We start from the raw sequence: 16,281 nt of genomic DNA, 5'->3' as shown, positions 1-16,281 counted from the left end.
CTTACGCGTCACGGCTCACAAAAACGACAGCCCGCTCGCGCCCTGCCGCTAAAAAATGCTTCACAGCGTTGCCTCTCGGGGGCGATTGGACTGTGTTTCCCCCGTTCCGGCCACGGTTGGTCTTCAATCGTCAAACAATTGCTCAAGTCTCGCCCTGCGCTGCTGCCGATGGTTCACCCCCGCGGCGCGTTGAAGCAGGGCCCAGGGCGGAATCATGGTCGCAGCGATCGTTGCCAACAAGAGCAAGAGTTGCCAGGGTGTTGGGTCAGTGACCGTGGTGTTGCCGTACGTCAATTCCCCGCCATTTCCGAAGCCGGCCACCAGCAGAATGCCCGCAAAAACGAGCCCCACGATCGTGAATGAACCGATGAGTCGTGTGAGGGCGATAGCGATGCGGAATTGCATCGCGACCAACACGCCAAGTCCGGTCAACAACAGCGGCGTCCATTGGGCAGTTGCTACGGAGTAGGATTGTGAAAGAAGATTGATCGCGAAGAAATGCAAGAGTCCAAAGACAATCAGCCAACTACCCGCGACTGTGTTGAGATGTGTTACGGTCCATTCCGACGGACGAGCTTCTTTGACAGTTGACGGAGCATAGGGATTCGTCACGACAGATCAATTCAGTGGGGGAACGAATTGCGATGGAACCGCGTACGCGGAGCAAAGAAGGGCGAACGAGCGCCCGGTTTCCCATTATTGCAGCATCCGTCCGATGCCGGCCGAGCGGTCTTTGCGCTGGGCCGGGGGGGCGGCGTTCATGCCTTGGAACAGCCAATCGATGGTTTGGCCGACACGGTCGAGTGCGCGACGTTCGATATTGGGGTCATCCAGCGGTCCCGTCACGTCGACCGTCCATAACGTGTAACGCTGGTCCATCAGCGGACGCAGGATCCGGGTGAAGGTGTTGCGGGGTGAGACGCGGGTGTTGAAGGTCAGATCGAGCTCGCGGCGGCGATCGAGCATGCCGTTTCCGTGCAATGCGATCAGGCTGCCCCAGAGTTTCAAGTCGTCAAAAAAGATCTCGTTTTCGCTCAGCCGGTAGGTGATATCGGCGTTGGTGAACGCGACGTCCTCGGTCGGCGTGATCGAGAGCACGTTCAACAATTGCATCAACACCGGGACCTGATAGAGATTTGCATCGGTGACGACGGCATGTCCTTGGCCACGCAGCAGATCGGTGGTCCCGAGCACGCCTTCCAGATTCATGCTGCCGACGAGCGAGCCAGTCAAATCACTCATGCCGTGCCCCAATTCGGCCAACAGGACCGGAAGTTTGGCCTGGATCAGCGCCAACCGTACGTCAAAATTGGCATCTGACAGGGTCACGTTGCCATCCATGCGAATCGTACCGTCGAACAAACGGCCTTCGATCGGTTGTTGGAACTCGCCGTTGCGGCCGATGCCTCCCAAGCGAAGACGATCGTCACGCATTTGAAAGGGGCCGCGGAGCTGCGTGATTTGCAGATCATTGATGTGCAGCGAATCGATCCGGACTTCGCCCTCGGCGGCGATTTCGCGCGCGTCCTTGCGACCCTTGACCGACAGTTCACCGCGCAGCCCGTGCACCGGCCCGACGTCGCCGATTCGGTTGCCTTCCAACTGAAGTTGCAGGTCCCAGCCAAAGATCGGATCGGGGTGGCTGTCATCGGAGAGTAGCGTTTCGGTCAGTCCGCTCAAGCCGACCGGGCCGCGGAGGTTCAATCCACGCATGGCTCCACGCATCTGTTCGGGCAGCGCGTTGATCAATTCGGCGTCAGGAATCAATCGACTGCCGTTGTGCACGTCGACGCTCAACAACCAGCGACCGTCCTTGAGCTGCCAACAGCCACCGTCGGCGGAGACTGCTGATCGCCCGTGCTCGGCCCGAATCGCGTCGATCATCACACGTCCGCCTTCGTATCGAACCGCGGCTTCGACGATGTCCAATCGATACGGCAGTGCGATCGGTTGCAATCGTAAGGTGTCTGAACCGATTCGCTTGGAATCAAATTGATTGGCGGCGACGTTCAGCTTCAACGGGCTATCGTGAGCGTCGCGAACCAATTGAATGCTCAGCGAATCGAGCACTCCACTGGGGGCGAGGTTGTCCCAGGTCTGTTGCGACGTCGGCGGAAGCGAGCTGCGAAGGGCTTCGTCGAGCGAAATTCGGGTGGCGCCGAACTCCATCACCAACGATGGCCCCGACGACGAGACGATGGATTCTGCTTTTCCGTGTTCGTCGCGGCGGGGAGGAACCCGGTAGTCGCCCTCGCACCGAATCACGCCGCCGTTGGCATTGGAGCCTTGGAATCCCGTCAGTGTGACGTGATCATCGACGACGCGAATGTCGCCGGTGACGTTGTACAGCGGATACGGAAACGCGTCGAATCGCAGCGTCGCATCGCTGACTTTTAATTCCATGTCCTGATGCTTGACTCCGTCAGCGTCGGTCCGCATCGTGCCACGGACCAGATGAATCGCTCCGAGAGGATTCAGCGAACGAATGAAACGCTCCAGCGCCGTAACCTCGCCCCCGCGTGGTGACAGCGCGTTCAACAGTTCCCCGTCAATCGCAATCGGCCCGGCCATCGCGACCGAGAACACGCGTTGCTGTTGCGAACCGGAACGCAGGGGCAGGTCGAACACACACTGCATCAGCTGACCACCGATCCGCCCGCTGGCAAGTTTTGTTTGGACCCGCTGATCCTTGATCAATAGCTCTCCGGTGATCTGGCGGACCGGGTAGGGGAATTTTTCGTAGTTCAGCTCGACGCCCTTGCAGGTGATTTCAGCGGTCGTTTCGATCCGGTCACCGACAACGTCAAAGTGTGCGCTGGTGACGTCGATCAATCCGCGCGGTTCGAATTTTTTCCAGCCGGCTTCCAACCGCTGGGGGATCACGGCGGCGAACCGCTGATCGAGCATCAGGTTGTAGGCCGAGACATCGAGATGAGCTTCGATCGGGTCCGAATAACCAACGGTGTAGCCGTCCAGCTTGATCCGCGCGTCGCCCCAAAACGCCTGGCAGGATTCCAGTTGCACACCGCCCGGACGGCAACTCAGTACCCCGCGAATCTCTTTCACCGGCATCGATGACTTGGGGTGCCGAAACCGACCGTCGTGAATGCGGCTGCGGGTCGCGAAGTTGATCGGATGGCCGGGCTGAATCCGCGCGATCGCTGTCGTGTCGGCCAGCAATTCCAGTCCACGAAGCGGTTGCAGTTTTTCTTGCAGTTGTGCCGGCAAGCGATCGATCAGCTCGCCGGTCAGTTTTCCGCCGCGGACTTCGCCCCGCACATCGGTTTGCTTGCCATCGCTGGTGATCTGCAAAGAAAAATGTTCGGCAAAGGCGGCGGTGCCATTGGCCGTGATGGTCGAGGAGCATGTGCTGGCGGATTCGGCTGACGATCCCAAGTCGTCCGAACCGCGAGGATCCGTCTCGCAAGCGAAATGCTTCAAGATCACCGCCTGCGCGACATCGATTTCGATCGGACGCGAATCCGCGGACTCGTTGGCCAGCACAAGCTTGGCGTTGCGGACCTCCATCCTGGGGCAAGCGACTTTGCCAAACGTCGGCAGAGGCCACAGCGATTCCAGTGAAAGCTTGCCGTCTTCATCCAGCCAGGCGTGCGCGCGAACCCCGCTGACCACGATCCGACGCGTGACCAGCGGGTTTTCTTTTTCAAGCAGTTTTGAAATATCGGCGCTCGCCACCACCACGATCTGGCCAATCCGCACCAGCTCGCGTGAAGCGTCGGCGGTGATGCCCAGACGATCACTCAGGGTGCGCGCCCGCCGCGTCGCAGCCGACTCGGATTTCATCGGCTGCATGATCCGGATGTCATCCAGGATCAATCCGATGTTCGGTTCGACACGGCCCCGACCGATCGAGATTTCCAGATCGGGATAGTGGTCGCGAAACGTCTGTTCGACATGACGTCGGACCTGTTCCCCCACGGTCTGCGGGGCGATGAAGCGAATGATGAAAACGATCGCCGCAATCAACAGCGCAACGACCATCCATCGAGAGGACTTTCCCGATGTTGCGATGTCTTTCGATTCGGCTTCCTTGCCGCTCAAAGAGTCTCTAGCCCCGGTGGAATGCGAGCCAGCATGGGGACGGATTGCCAATCCGTCGTTCTGTTGGGTGTCCGACGGATTGGCGGTCCGTCGGACGACACGATAGTAGTGCCTGATTTACGGGGCGAGCCAGCCCAAATACTGCCAAAAACGGTAAAGCCAAGGAGACTGCCAGGGACCGTCGAGCGAGATCGACATCGAGGTCACACTGGCTGCTAGCAAGACGTACGCCAGCCACCGCCCCAGCGGACGATCACTGAGCCACTCTACAGGTCCGGCGATCGCGAACAACCACAGCGGTGCAAACCACAGCATCCAACGAAAACACACGCTGACCCCGCCGTAATTGCGGTCGATCTCTGGCCGGAGCAGGTAAAACACCGCACAGACGACGGTCGCCAGCGCGATCGCGGCGAGCAACAGACGCAGCTCGGTGGAGCGTGATGACAGCAATCCAATCAATCCGATCGGCATCAGCAACCAGATCGGGGTCAGCGAGAAAATCCCGTAGTGCCCCACCGTCATGTGGGCGGCGTAGACCAGGCGCGACGGCTCGCCGACGTCGACGCCCCGGCGTTTCCCGTCGACCCAGTAGCTGGACGGATAGTCGTACCAATCGTCCCAATGCCGCAGCTGCGAAACTCCGTCAACGCTGCGAATCAGACCGAATTGTTGTTTCCCATCAACGACAACGCGGGTCCGCCGGGGATCGCGTGACGGGCCGGTTTCGATCTGGGATTGATCCGATGCCAAATCGTGCGCCGCCAGCGCCGAACGCAATTGATCGTCGGTCGGTTCGGCTAGCTCGAGCGTGGTGATCAGAGTGCCGTCACCGCGGTGCGTGTAGGGCGGCCGCAGACTTTGGTGGGCGATCCAATTGGTCGCAAAAAATGCGGCCGCGACAACGAGCACGCCGGCGGAATAGGCCGGCAGCGATCGCCGCCGGACCAGCAACAGCAGCCCGCCCCAGAAAACGGTCATCGACAGCGCCGGCAATTCATTCGCGGCGGTGAATCCGCCCGCCAGTCCGGCCAGCAACCACCATCCGTGGCCAGTCGGCAGCTGCAACGATCGCAAGAAGACGTAGAGCACCACCGCAGCCGACGCGGCCGCCGGCAAGTGATTGTTTAGGGCGATCGAAAACGGCAGCAACATCGTACCGAAGCAGACCGATGCGGCGAGAAAACACTTTGCCCAAACGGAGTGTGTGACGCGGTCGAGGGCGAGAATGGTGCAGATCAAAAACACAAACAGCGTCGGGACGTTGACCAACCACAGGATGACGCGACCGACATAGATCGGATAATCGCTCAGCCACATCCCCATCGTCCGCGAAACACACCAATACACGCCGGCGTAGATCGTCGGCAGCAGCGGCGGCTTGCTGCTGTAGTAGTGCAGTTGCCCGTCGCGGCCGCGGTGCCGAACCAGATCGATCGTCGACCAAGGGCGGCGATTCTGTTTGATCCCACGGCGTTCCAGGAACGGATCGATCTGATACGTTCCGTTTTCGACCAACGCGGCAATCGTACACCAGCGGGATCGATCGTTGGCGCTCAAGAACGGCGTGTCACCTTCCCGGCTGATGACCGAGGCGATGCGGCCCGAGACGACAGAGAGCGCGATCACGATCAACAGCGTGTAGACGCCGGCGATCGGAATCCCCTTTTCGCTCGCATCTTTCATCATTGACCTCCGTCCGTCGATGCCGCAGTCGCGTCGGTGTCTTGCAGGATACTGTAGGGGTGCTTGGACTGTTCGGATAAGGAAACGATCAACTCGGCCAACAGCCCGGCCAGGAACATCTGTGCCCCCAGCAGCAGCGCGGTGATGCAATAGTAAAACAGCGCCGAGGCATGCAGATCGACATCTCTCATCGATTCCAACTGTCGCGAGATCACCCACATCGCGGACAGGTAAACGAGCCCGAAGCCACCGGTCAAAAAGAACAGCAACCCGATCGCCCCGACGAAATGGAAGGGCCGCTTGCCGAACGTCGTCAAGAAAAAGATGGACAGCAGGTCCAGGAACCCTTTGGCCAGTCGCGAGACGCCGTACTTGGATCGGCCGAATTGGCGGGCATGATGAACGACGGGGATTTCGGCAACGCGCCAGCCCCGGGCGGCGGCCAAGACGGGAACGAAACGGTGTCGCTCGCCGTACAACGTGACGTCTTTGGTCACCGGACCGCGGTACGCTTTGAACCCGCAATTGTGGTCGTGCAGGTGCACGCCGGTCATCCGGCTGACCAGCCAATTGAAGACCTTGCTGGGCAGTGTTTTGTCGAGTGCGTCTTTGCGTTTCTGTTTCCAGCCGCTGACGACGTCAAAACCCTCGTTCAGCTTGGCGATGAACGCGGGGATCTCCACCGGATCATCTTGCAGATCGGCGTCCATCGTGAACACGACGTCGCCGGTAGCCTGGGCAAACCCGGCCGAGAGCGCCGCCGCTTTGCCGAAGTTTCGTCGGAACCGGATGCCGCGGACGTGGTCGTGCTGGGCCGCAAGCGCTTCGATCCGGGACCACGTTTGATCGGTGGAACCGTCGTCGATCAACAGCACGTCATGGGGCAAATCGATGCCGCCGCAGGCCTCGCCGATCTGATCGACCAACGTGCCCACAGTGTCTTGTTCGTCCATTGTGGGGATCACGAACGTCGCGGATCCCGGAAAACCATTCATCAAAGCAGTCTCATCAAGCGTCGGAGCTGTCGAAGAGGGGGACGGAGCATCCTAGCAGAAATGCGGTCGTTTTGTCCCGCCGGTGCGATCGGTGGCGGTCGCAGAGGGGGTGGGCCAGTGGGCTGAACCGTTCAGTCCTTGTCGGGTGACGCTTCACCCTGCAGCAAGCGATTCAAGTGATCAGTGAATTCGTGCAGATCGAGCGGCTTGACGAGCACGCAGTCAGGGCCGACACCCGACGCCAGCTCACGGCTGCCCATGTCGATGCTTCCGGTGATCACGATGACGGGTGTTTTCGGTACGATCTTTTTAATCTCTTGAGTCAGAAGCAGACCATTCATCTCGGGCATGTTCATGTCCGTGATGACCAGGTTGTAGTCTCCGTTGCGGACCATTTCCAAACCGGTCGCCGCGCTTTCGGCACAATCAATTTGATAGCCTAGGGTTTGCATCAGCACGGTCAGCGACTTGAGCCCAAGGACGTCGTCGTCGATGCACAGTAACTTGATACCGCCGTGTCGATTCATCAACTCAGCTGAATTTACCACCCCGAACTCCTGTCTCGGATCGATTTGTTCCGAATAAAAGTGACCGCTTTGGAACGGCGTAGGGGAAGCGGTTCCCGTCACCGAAACGTGATCGCGCCGAAGCCGTGATCATACCTTGTTTGTCCCCCGCCGGTGCCAGGTTTTATCAAAATCACAGCCGGCAATTGAGTGGTTCATTCTGTTTGTTTAAACCTTCAGCAACAACCGGTCACGCACCATCACAACTTGTCTTACTCATTCCGGGGGGAAGTCAACGCGAGGATCGCGACCGACGTGGTCGCGCTGGTTGGACTACGGGAGGAAAGCTCGTTCGCCGAGCAACTTTGTTATAGTGCAGTGGATTTGAATACACTGCCGTCATCTCTTCGAGACCTCTTAAGTGCCATCATGTTCTTCTCTTCGTTTCGGCATCCCGCGGCCAATGGTCTGGTTTTCGATCACGCGGTCCCCGTGCGGATTGGCATCGGGTTTGCGTCTGCATGCGTGATCTTGATGGCGACCGTTCTGACTCAGTCCGCGCGCGGTGCTGATGCCGGAACTCGCCCGAACGTCGTGGTGATCATGACGGACGATCAAGGTTATGGCGACATGTCGTGCCACGGCGACCCGCATCTCAAGACGCCGCACTTGGATGCGCTTCACGCGCAATCCATTCGATTCACCAATTTCCATGTCTCGCCGTATTGCACGCCCACGCGTGCGGCCTTGATGACCGGTCGCTATCCGGCTCGCACCGGCGCGTATCGCACCTCGTCCGGTCTGACGGCGCTGCACCCGCGTGAAAAAACGTTGGCGGAACTGTTTTCGCAAAACGGTTACGCGACGGGGATGTTCGGCAAATGGCACCTCGGGGATTGTGCCCCGTCACGTCCCATGGATTGCGGGTTCGATCGATCGGTTTGGCACCGTTGCGGCGGGTTGACTCAAATCTCTGACTATTGGACAAACGACTACTTCGACGACACGTATCTGGTCGGAGATCGCTGGAAGCAATTCGACGGTTATTGCACGGACGTCTGGTTTGACGAAGCGATGAGCTTCATGAGCGAAGCCGCTCGCGATGCCGGCGGCAATAAACCGTTCTTCGTCTATCTGGCAACCAACGCGCCGCACGGTCCTTACCTGGTCGCAGACAAATGGAAACGGCCCTTTCTGGATGCAGGTCTGCCGGTAACCCAAGCGGCATTCAAAGGGATGGTCGCGAACTTCGATTGGAACCTGGGGCGGCTGCTTGGCTGGATGGAGACCGAGCAACTCGCCGACAACACCGTGCTGATTTTCTTGACCGACAACGGCACCTCGGCCGGAACGATTTTTGGCAAGGGAGGGCGTATCACCGGCTGGCCCGTCGACGCCCGCGAGAATGCCGGCCGGCGTGGCGGAAAAAGTTCCGCCTACGATGGCGGCCATCACGTGCCGTTGTTCCTTCGCTGGCCGAAGGGCAATCTCGGCTCGCCACGAGGGATCGACACGCTGTCGGCACACCTGGATCTGACGCCCACCCTGATCGACCTGTGCGGTCTGAAACGTCCAGCCGATTGGCCCGCACTCGATGGACGCTCCTTGGTGCCACTGATCACCGATCCCAACCCCGATTGGCCGGACCGCGTGCTGCATAGCCAGATGCATGGCGGAAACGGCTACGTCAAACCGGGCGATCCGTGGGAGATCGGCGTCGCGATGACCCAGCGATGGCATCTCGTCGAAGGCCGTGAACTGTATGACATGCAGAACGACCCCACACAGCGAAACAATGTTGCCGAGGACTATTCGGACGTCTTCGCAAAACTCAACCAGGCCCACCTCGACTGGTTCGATTCAATCAAGGCGGGCATGCAACCGACTCGCATCTTGATCGGGTCCGAGCGGGAGAATCCGACGCATTTGACCAGCCAGGAATGGGTGATGCCCGGTGGAAACCCGCCGTGGGCACACGCCCATGTCGTCAAGCGGATGATCGCCAATGGTCCCTGGTGGATCGAAGTGGCCGAGGCCGGCAACTATCGGTTTTCACTTTCGCGCTGGCCGGATTACCTGGAGCAACCGATCGATTCCACCGCGGCCGGGATCGAGATCGCTGGCCGAACGATGGAACGGCCGATCGAGGATCCCCGAACGACGACGTCGGCCGAGTTCGAATTGGAACTGCCGGCCGGACCGTGCGAATTGTCGACTTGGCTGGTCACGCCCGACGGCAAACGACACGGCGCCTATTTCGTGACGGTCACGCGTTTGCCCAACGCGGACGATCAGACGCCGGCGGTCCTTTGGACCCAGTACGGATTGAGCAACCGCACCGTCAAATTGACCGCCCACACCGACGCAGATCCGCTCCATCCCAGCGATGCGACCGTACGATTGCAACTTTATCGCGAGCATCAGTGGTCGACCGAAGCGGAGGCACGCGTTGATCCGCTCACTGCGATGGCAACGTTCCGGTTGGACGATTGGGATGCAACACAGAGCATGCCGTATCGCGTCGTCAGCGGACAGAGCCAATGGCAGGGCGTGATTCGAAAGGAACCGACGGACCAGCCGGTTTTCAAATTGATGGTCGTGGCCTGCGTCAACGACAAATTTTTTCCGTACACCGAAGCCGTCGCCCAAATGATCGGGCAAGACCCCGACCTGGTGTTCTTTGCCGGGGACCAAATCTATGAAAGCAACGCGGGCGGCGAAGTGATCACGCCTCAAGACGAATCCGAAGTCCCCGCCGGCATGGCCAATTACCTGGCCAAGTGGCGAAAGTTCGGACTGATCTTTCGCGATCTGCTGAAAGACCGCCCGTCGATCATGATCACCGATGATCACGACGTGTATGCCAATGATTTGTGGGGCAACGGTGGGCGTCGGATGACGGGCGACCGCACCGCGGGCGGCTATCCGGCGGATCCGATGTGGGTCAATGCGGCCGAGCTGACTCAAACCGCCCATCTACCCGACCCCGCATCGCCCGGACCTTGGGGAGATGGCATCAACGCGTACTTCACGTCACTCGACTACGGCGGAGTCTCATTGGCGATACTTGAAGATCGAAAATTCAAATCTCCGCCGAGCGAGGTGCTTTCGGCGGCCATCGAGGATCCCGAATCCGACGCCCCCAATCGGACCCTGGAAGTCATCATGGATCCCGCCTTCGACGCGGCTAAGCTGGACCGGCCTGACCTGCAATTGCTCGGTAAAGTCCAGGAAGAATTTGTCCGCGACTGGGCCCGCCGGGTCGAGCAACGCAAACAGTTGGCCGCCGTCCTGAATCAGTCGCCGCTGGTCAACATCGCAAACTACGACACACGCTTCGGCGACATGGATTCCAATGGCTGGCCGCAATCGGCTCGAGACCGGGCGTTGCGTGCGATCGCGCCATCGCAGGCCGTGATGCTTTCCGGCGACATCCACTTTGGAACTCTGGCGCAATTAGGAATTGATGACTGGGGGGATGGTCCGTGGTCGTTTTCGGTGCCCGCGTTTGCCTCCGAGCAGAACCGTCGCTGGGGGCCGAGCGAGCCGGCCCAAGGCCGGGAGATTCCTGGGATCGAAGGCTCCGGGAACCACCACGACCGCTTCGGCAACAAGCTGACCGTTGCCGCCACCGCGCCGGGCAAGCAAGGCTATGGAATGGTCCTGTTCGACAAACCCCACAGCCGGATCACGTTACAATTACACACGCTGGATTCGGACCGCAAACCGGATCAGCAGCAAATCCCGGGATGGCCGCTGACCCTAGATGTCCGGCATCGAGAGGTGGAGTGACGTGAAATGTTCGCAACCCGCAGAGTCAACGCGGTGAAGCATTTTTCCCATGTGTTTCTTGAGGTTCTAGCGGCAGGGCGCGAGCTCTCCGGTTCTTCATCTTTTCCAACACACCGGAGGGCTCGCGCCCGACCGCTAACCAATGCTTCACAGCGTTACCGCAACGTGCGCTTAAAGGGAGTCAGAACAGCATGATGAGTGAATCGGAAACGACAAACGCTTATTTCGTCTCGGATCTGCATCTGTTCTCCAATCGGTCGACCGGAGAGCTGATTCTGCCGGAGCTGCGCGACAGAGTTCGTCAGACGCACACGGTGGTTTTGGGAGGCGACATCTTTGATTTCAAATGGAGCACCCACGAGAGCGATGAGCGGTCGGTGGAAAAGGCCGTCGAGTGGATCGAAGACCTGTTGGAGCAAAATGCCGATTGCGAGTACCACTACATCCTGGGCAACCATGATTCACGCCCTGAATTCGTCGAGCAGTTAGATGCTTTGGCATCGCGGCATCCAAATTTCACGCGGCATCGCTACTTCGCCCGTCTGGACAACTGCCTGTTTTTGCACGGCGACGTCGCCGACGGACCGCTCGACCACGCGCGATTGGATTCGCGGCGGCAGAAATTCGAGCGGAAGAAGAAAAAGACCGGATTGTGGCACGTGGCCTATGACATGGCGATTCACGCGCGGCTGCATCGATTGGTGGTGCTCTCGATTCGAGAAATGAAAGTGCTGCGGCGGATCAACGCGTACGTCGAACGAATCGGCCATGGGCTGGACGATGGCGTGACAGATGTCTACTTCGGACACACCCATGTCGATCTGGATGGCATTCAGTACCAAGGGCTTTGCTTTCACAACGGCGGTGCGGCCATCCGCGGCATGAAGTTTCGAATCGTCGAAACAACACTCAGTGCACCGGCCACCGTACGGGCCTAAGTCCAAACAAACCAATTCGCGCATGCTTGGTATGCGACGTGCACGCACCTCCGTCGCTGGCCTGAGACGGAAGTGGGTGCCTATCTCGCACATTAAACAGAAGATTTGTGCGTTGCCGCGCATCAAAGAGCGCTATAATCAACCGTCTCCAGTTTCGCTGGAAACAAACTACTGTCCCATGAGCATCCAATGGCAGTTACCAACGCGTTGAATGGTTCTACGCAGATCCATCCCAGCCTGGACTTGGCGGCAAAAGTACTCGATTCGCTGACGGTGTCGTTGGCGGTGATTGACTCAACGGGGGCGATTGCACTGACGAACCAGGCTTGGGACGATTTTGCGCTGCAAAACGGTGGCCGGCCCGCGGCAACCGGTGTCGGGGCAAACTATCTGGATGTCTGCCGATCGACTCAAGGGCCTGACGTGTTTTACGCCGAACAGGCCTTCCAGGGAACCAGCGATGTGCTCCACGGCAAGCGACAGGTGTTCACGCTCGAGTACCCATGCCATTCGCCGACACAGCAACGTTGGTTCATGCTGCATGTTTCACCGTTGAAAAACGATCCCGACAAAGCGGTGACGGCCCACCTGACGATCACCGATCGCAAGCTGATGGAAAACAAACTGGTCGAATCGACGCGGCTGGCGGCGATCGGTGAAGCGATGAAGGGATTGAGCCACAAGGGCCGAAACTCGCTCCATCGCGCCCAAGGTTTTATCGATTTGCTGCGATATTCGATCAAGCAAGACGCCGAGGCGACGAAGTTGCTCGACCGCATCGAACTCGCCCAACGACGCCTGGTCGGATTGTACCAAGAGGTACAACACTATGCCGAGCCGATCCAACTGTCGTTATCGGTCGGCCGGTTGGACCACGTGGTCGAGGAGGCTTGGGCATCCCTTTCCCCCTTTGACGATCGACTGAAGCTGCAGCATCTGGTGCGAGGAATGGAGTTGGATTGCGAAATGGACCGTGACGCGATCTGGCGAACCTTGAAAGTAATCTTTAGTAACGCGGCCGAATCTGGCCCTTCGACCACGCTAGTCGATGTTTCTTACCAACCGGCTCAATTGGGCGGGCGTTCGGCGATCACCATGGTCATCAGCGACAACGGCCCGGGCATCCCCGCGGCGGATCAGGAAAAGGTTTTTGAGCCCTTTTACACGACCAAAACCATCGGAACCGGCCTGGGTCTGGCCACGGCCCGTCGGATCGTCGAAGGGCACGCCGGCCGACTGGTTGCCGGCGCATCCGTCTTGGGCGGTGCGTCCTTCTACTTGACGCTGCCAGTTCGTCAGAACGTTCGCTAGCGGCGTCGTGCTGCATCAACGTTTGGGTTTAGGGTGCCGCGCCGCGAGCAGAGGCGGATTCGTCTTTGCGCCAAAGAAGAACTCACTCGAACCTCACGACGCGAGTGACGAGGGAGTCATACGCCTGTGGATCAATCAACTGGTCATAAGAGGTCAAAACAACGGCCGCACCAAAACGCTGACGACCTGCGGCCAGAAAATTCAAGCCCGTGGCGCCGTGCGGAACGGACTGTTTGGCATCTATTGTTTAAGACTGTAGACATCCCGAACTGTCATCTCGGCGGCAAGATTTTGAGTCAACTCTGCAAGTGTCGCCGCATCAACGTGAAACCTCGTCAACTCTGGGCCGTCCCCAGCGACTAACGTGATCCAAGCGGCAACGTCACCTTCCGGCGCCGGGGTGGTCGAATAGGTTCCGGCCTTCTCGCCTTCGAGTTCAATCTCCAAGCCCTCGGCGGTTAGCTCATAGTCCGCCACGGTGGACTCGATCAAGTAATAAACCTTGCTCCCATTCCTGCTTTCCTCAATCATGACGCCATCAGCTAGGTGGTAAACCATGGCATCGCCGATCACTTCAAGTTCGCCAGGGCGATAACCGTTCCTGAAATCAGCCTTTTCACAACCGAGTGCGAGGAGGGCGACAAACGCAAAAAGGGAGAATCGGTTCATGATGTTCCTGAGCTTTGGCTTGTGGTGTATCGCATGATTCGATAAACGACTCAGATTGTTACCGATTCACCTTCACCCACTGCAAGTACCTCGCAGTCACGAGTGATGATGTAGTAGTCTCGTACGCCCTCATATTCTTGAGTCCGCAAATCGAAGTATAAAATCTCCCATTCACCGCCGTCTTCTGGGAGGTTGAGAGGGTCTGTCGCATAAAAATCGTAGATCATCTGGAAGTGTTTGTCACCGGGAGAGATCACCTCGTCGGCGAGCATTCGCAAATCGACGTTTGTCGATAGATCGTCGCCGATCTCCAACTTTCGGATAAGTTCACGCTCGCGTGGGTCCTGCAATGGTTCAATGTATCCCGAAAGAGTCTTCGCCCCATCTAGATGATTCTCGTCACCAGGCTGGACGCTAAGTATCCCCAAGACCCAACCGACAGCAAGCGAGATGACTGCGATCAAGGCTCCCACGCCGCGCTGGGACTCATCGTTTTGCAGTTGGCGTCTTTCGGCAAACATTCGGAAGATCGTGATACGAAAACCAAGGATGGTAGAAGACGAACAGCGGTGCACCGATTGGTTCGCGCGTCCGGTCACGACGACAATTTGAGCCGTCGCCGTTCGTTGCCAATGTACTCGTCCGGAAACGTCGTGGGTATCTCGCTCCCAAGGCGCTGACATTTTCGCTGGACATCCGCGACGAAGCCCGAGGGGCTGACACAGTGCGTGCCGGTGGTATGCCCCATGCCATCTCCTTTGACGCCAAACGGGGTGTTTTTGTCAGCGGTAGGGCGCGAGCCCTCCGGTCTTTCACGGTGTTTTTGAAGCGCGACCGGACGGCTCGCGCCGTTCCGCTAACACCTTTAGAGCCAAAGTAAGTGGCATTGGGTGTAAGCCACCGGTATCGAATGCATTGAACCACGAAGGCCCGAAAGGCCGGCACAGTCGGTCCTTCGGAGCGATGGACGCCCGAAGATTGTGTCGGCCCGCTGGGCCTTGGGCATAACCCGGGAATCCATTTCCGGTGGCTGACACCACCGGCAGACACTGTACCGGCCCTCCGGCCCTGAAAGTCGTCCATAAAGACTCCAAGCTTTGGATTGGCACGCCGCCGACCTGAATTTGGGAAGCGATGATCGCCCGCGAGTGGTTCTGATGGCGCGGTGGGCGTTGCGGGGTGTAAACTGTGTTTCGCATCACGTGCACCATGACAAACTTGCAACTCTTTCCCACTTTGGTATTCCTTTCATGAACGTTGGACTTCGACTTTGTTGCCTGGCATTCCTTTCGATCGCGGTCTCTGTCTGCAACGGAGCACCGCCGGCGGGCTCGACGACCGAATCGCTGTGGCCGGACTTGCCGCCGGGCACCACGCTCCGCGGTGAAGGCGACGTTCCGCAATTGATCGTGACGCGAGTCGAGTCGGATGCGCCGACCGCGGCGGTGGTGATTTTGCCCGGCGGCGGATACGGCGGGCACGCGATGGATCACGAGGGCTATCAATTCGCAGAATGGTTCAAGTCCTTGGGCGTAAGCTCGGCAATTTGCACTTACCGGTTGCGGGGCAAAGGCAATGCGGGCAAAGGCTACGGACACCCCGCGCCGATGATGGACGCACAGCGGGCCATTCAAACCTTGCGGGCCCGCGCCAAGGAGTGGAACATCGATCCGCAACGGATCGGCGTGATCGGATTTTCCGCCGGTGGCCACCTGTGTTCGACGGTCTCAACCCATTTCGCAGACGCCGATCCCGCAGCGGAAGACCCGATCGCACGCGTTTCGTCGCGACCGGATTTCAGCATCCTGTGCTACCCGGTGATCGCGTTTGGCCAACCCTACACCCACAAGGGCAGCCAACGAAACCTGATCGGCGCGGAGCCAGACGCGGCGTTGCTGGAATCGCTGTCGAACGAGAAACAGGTGACCGAGAACACACCGCCGGCGTTTCTGTTCCACACCGGTGAAGACACGGCGGTTCCGGTCCAGAACAGTCTGGATTATTACCTGGCATGTGTCCGCAACGGCGTTGCGGCTGAATTGCATGTGTTCCCCGAAGGCCGGCATGGACTGGGTCTGGCGCAGCAGTTGCCAGGGGCGAAACAATGGCCCGATCTATGCGCCGATTGGTTGCGGCGGTTGGGCGTGGTGACGATTTAGATTCTCTCCCTCGAGGGGTTCTTCGTGGATTTTAGTGGCTCATCGCTCAGGACCCAGGTTTTTCGAGGCATTGCTGCGATGTCCGAATGGGGAGAGCGAGGACAAACGCTCGGTTCAAATGCCCCTCCGCCGACACGGGGGCCGGCGGAGGGCACGAAGCACC

The 16,281-nt window shown here is 58.9% G+C and carries 11 protein-coding genes; 4 read left to right on the top strand and 7 right to left on the bottom strand.

What is annotated here, in order from left to right:
- Positions 1-123: 123 nt before the first annotated feature.
- The 5 genes from NZK35_RS20300 to NZK35_RS20280 form a co-directional block, all read right to left on the bottom strand.
- Positions 124-612, bottom strand: coding sequence for a hypothetical protein (locus tag NZK35_RS20300; RefSeq protein WP_259634353.1), 489 nt, complete (start codon positions 610-612; stop codon positions 124-126).
- A gap of 84 nt (positions 613-696) precedes the next feature.
- Positions 697-4,062 (bottom strand): AsmA-like C-terminal region-containing protein, encoded by a 3,366-nt coding sequence (locus tag NZK35_RS20295; protein WP_259634352.1) that lies wholly within the window; start codon positions 4,060-4,062, stop codon positions 697-699.
- 117 nt (positions 4,063-4,179) lie between these two features.
- Entirely contained in the window at positions 4,180-5,748 is a 1,569-nt protein-coding gene (locus tag NZK35_RS20290; protein WP_259634351.1) for a hypothetical protein, read from the bottom strand.
- Positions 5,748-6,743, bottom strand: coding sequence for a glycosyltransferase family 2 protein (locus NZK35_RS20285; protein ID WP_259634350.1), 996 nt, complete (start codon positions 6,741-6,743; stop codon positions 5,748-5,750). Before NZK35_RS20285 ends, NZK35_RS20290 begins: the two co-directional genes overlap by 1 nt.
- Positions 6,744-6,874: 131 nt before the next feature.
- Positions 6,875-7,291 carry a response regulator gene (locus tag NZK35_RS20280; protein ID WP_259634349.1) on the bottom strand — a complete coding sequence of 139 codons (417 nt, stop codon included), beginning with the start codon at positions 7,289-7,291 and terminating at the stop codon, positions 6,875-6,877.
- A gap of 387 nt (positions 7,292-7,678) precedes the next feature.
- Here NZK35_RS20280 and NZK35_RS20275 point away from each other — a divergent pair, with 387 nt between their 5' ends.
- The 3 genes from NZK35_RS20275 (at position 7,679) to NZK35_RS20265 (ending at position 13,290) form a co-directional block, all read left to right on the top strand.
- Entirely contained in the window at positions 7,679-11,041 is a 3,363-nt protein-coding gene (locus NZK35_RS20275; protein WP_259634348.1) for a sulfatase-like hydrolase/transferase, read from the top strand.
- A 191-nt stretch (positions 11,042-11,232) separates the two neighbouring features.
- Positions 11,233-11,979 (top strand): metallophosphoesterase, encoded by a 747-nt coding sequence (locus NZK35_RS20270; protein ID WP_259634347.1) that lies wholly within the window; start codon positions 11,233-11,235, stop codon positions 11,977-11,979.
- A 189-nt stretch (positions 11,980-12,168) separates the two neighbouring features.
- On the top strand, positions 12,169-13,290 hold the full coding sequence (locus NZK35_RS20265; protein WP_259634346.1) for an ATP-binding protein: 1,122 nt from the start codon (positions 12,169-12,171) through the stop codon (positions 13,288-13,290).
- A 240-nt stretch (positions 13,291-13,530) separates the two neighbouring features.
- On the opposite strand, the gene NZK35_RS20260 is transcribed toward NZK35_RS20265, so the two are convergent.
- Both NZK35_RS20260 and NZK35_RS20255 read right to left on the bottom strand, forming a co-directional pair.
- On the bottom strand, positions 13,531-13,959 hold the full coding sequence (locus tag NZK35_RS20260; protein WP_259634345.1) for a hypothetical protein: 429 nt from the start codon (positions 13,957-13,959) through the stop codon (positions 13,531-13,533).
- Positions 13,960-14,009: 50 nt separating this feature from the next.
- On the bottom strand, positions 14,010-14,480 hold the full coding sequence (locus NZK35_RS20255) for a hypothetical protein (RefSeq protein ID WP_259634344.1): 471 nt from the start codon (positions 14,478-14,480) through the stop codon (positions 14,010-14,012).
- A 729-nt stretch (positions 14,481-15,209) separates the two neighbouring features.
- Here NZK35_RS20255 and NZK35_RS20250 point away from each other — a divergent pair.
- Positions 15,210-16,118 carry an alpha/beta hydrolase gene (locus NZK35_RS20250; RefSeq protein WP_259634343.1) on the top strand — a complete coding sequence of 303 codons (909 nt, stop codon included), beginning with the start codon at positions 15,210-15,212 and terminating at the stop codon, positions 16,116-16,118.
- The last annotated feature ends 163 nt before the right edge of the window (positions 16,119-16,281 follow it).

The sequence above is a fragment of the Stieleria sedimenti genome (assembly GCF_025060895.1).
Classification (GTDB): Bacteria; Planctomycetota; Planctomycetia; order Pirellulales; family Pirellulaceae; genus Stieleria; species Stieleria sedimenti.
This window is presented reverse-complemented; position numbering and strand designations above follow the sequence as displayed.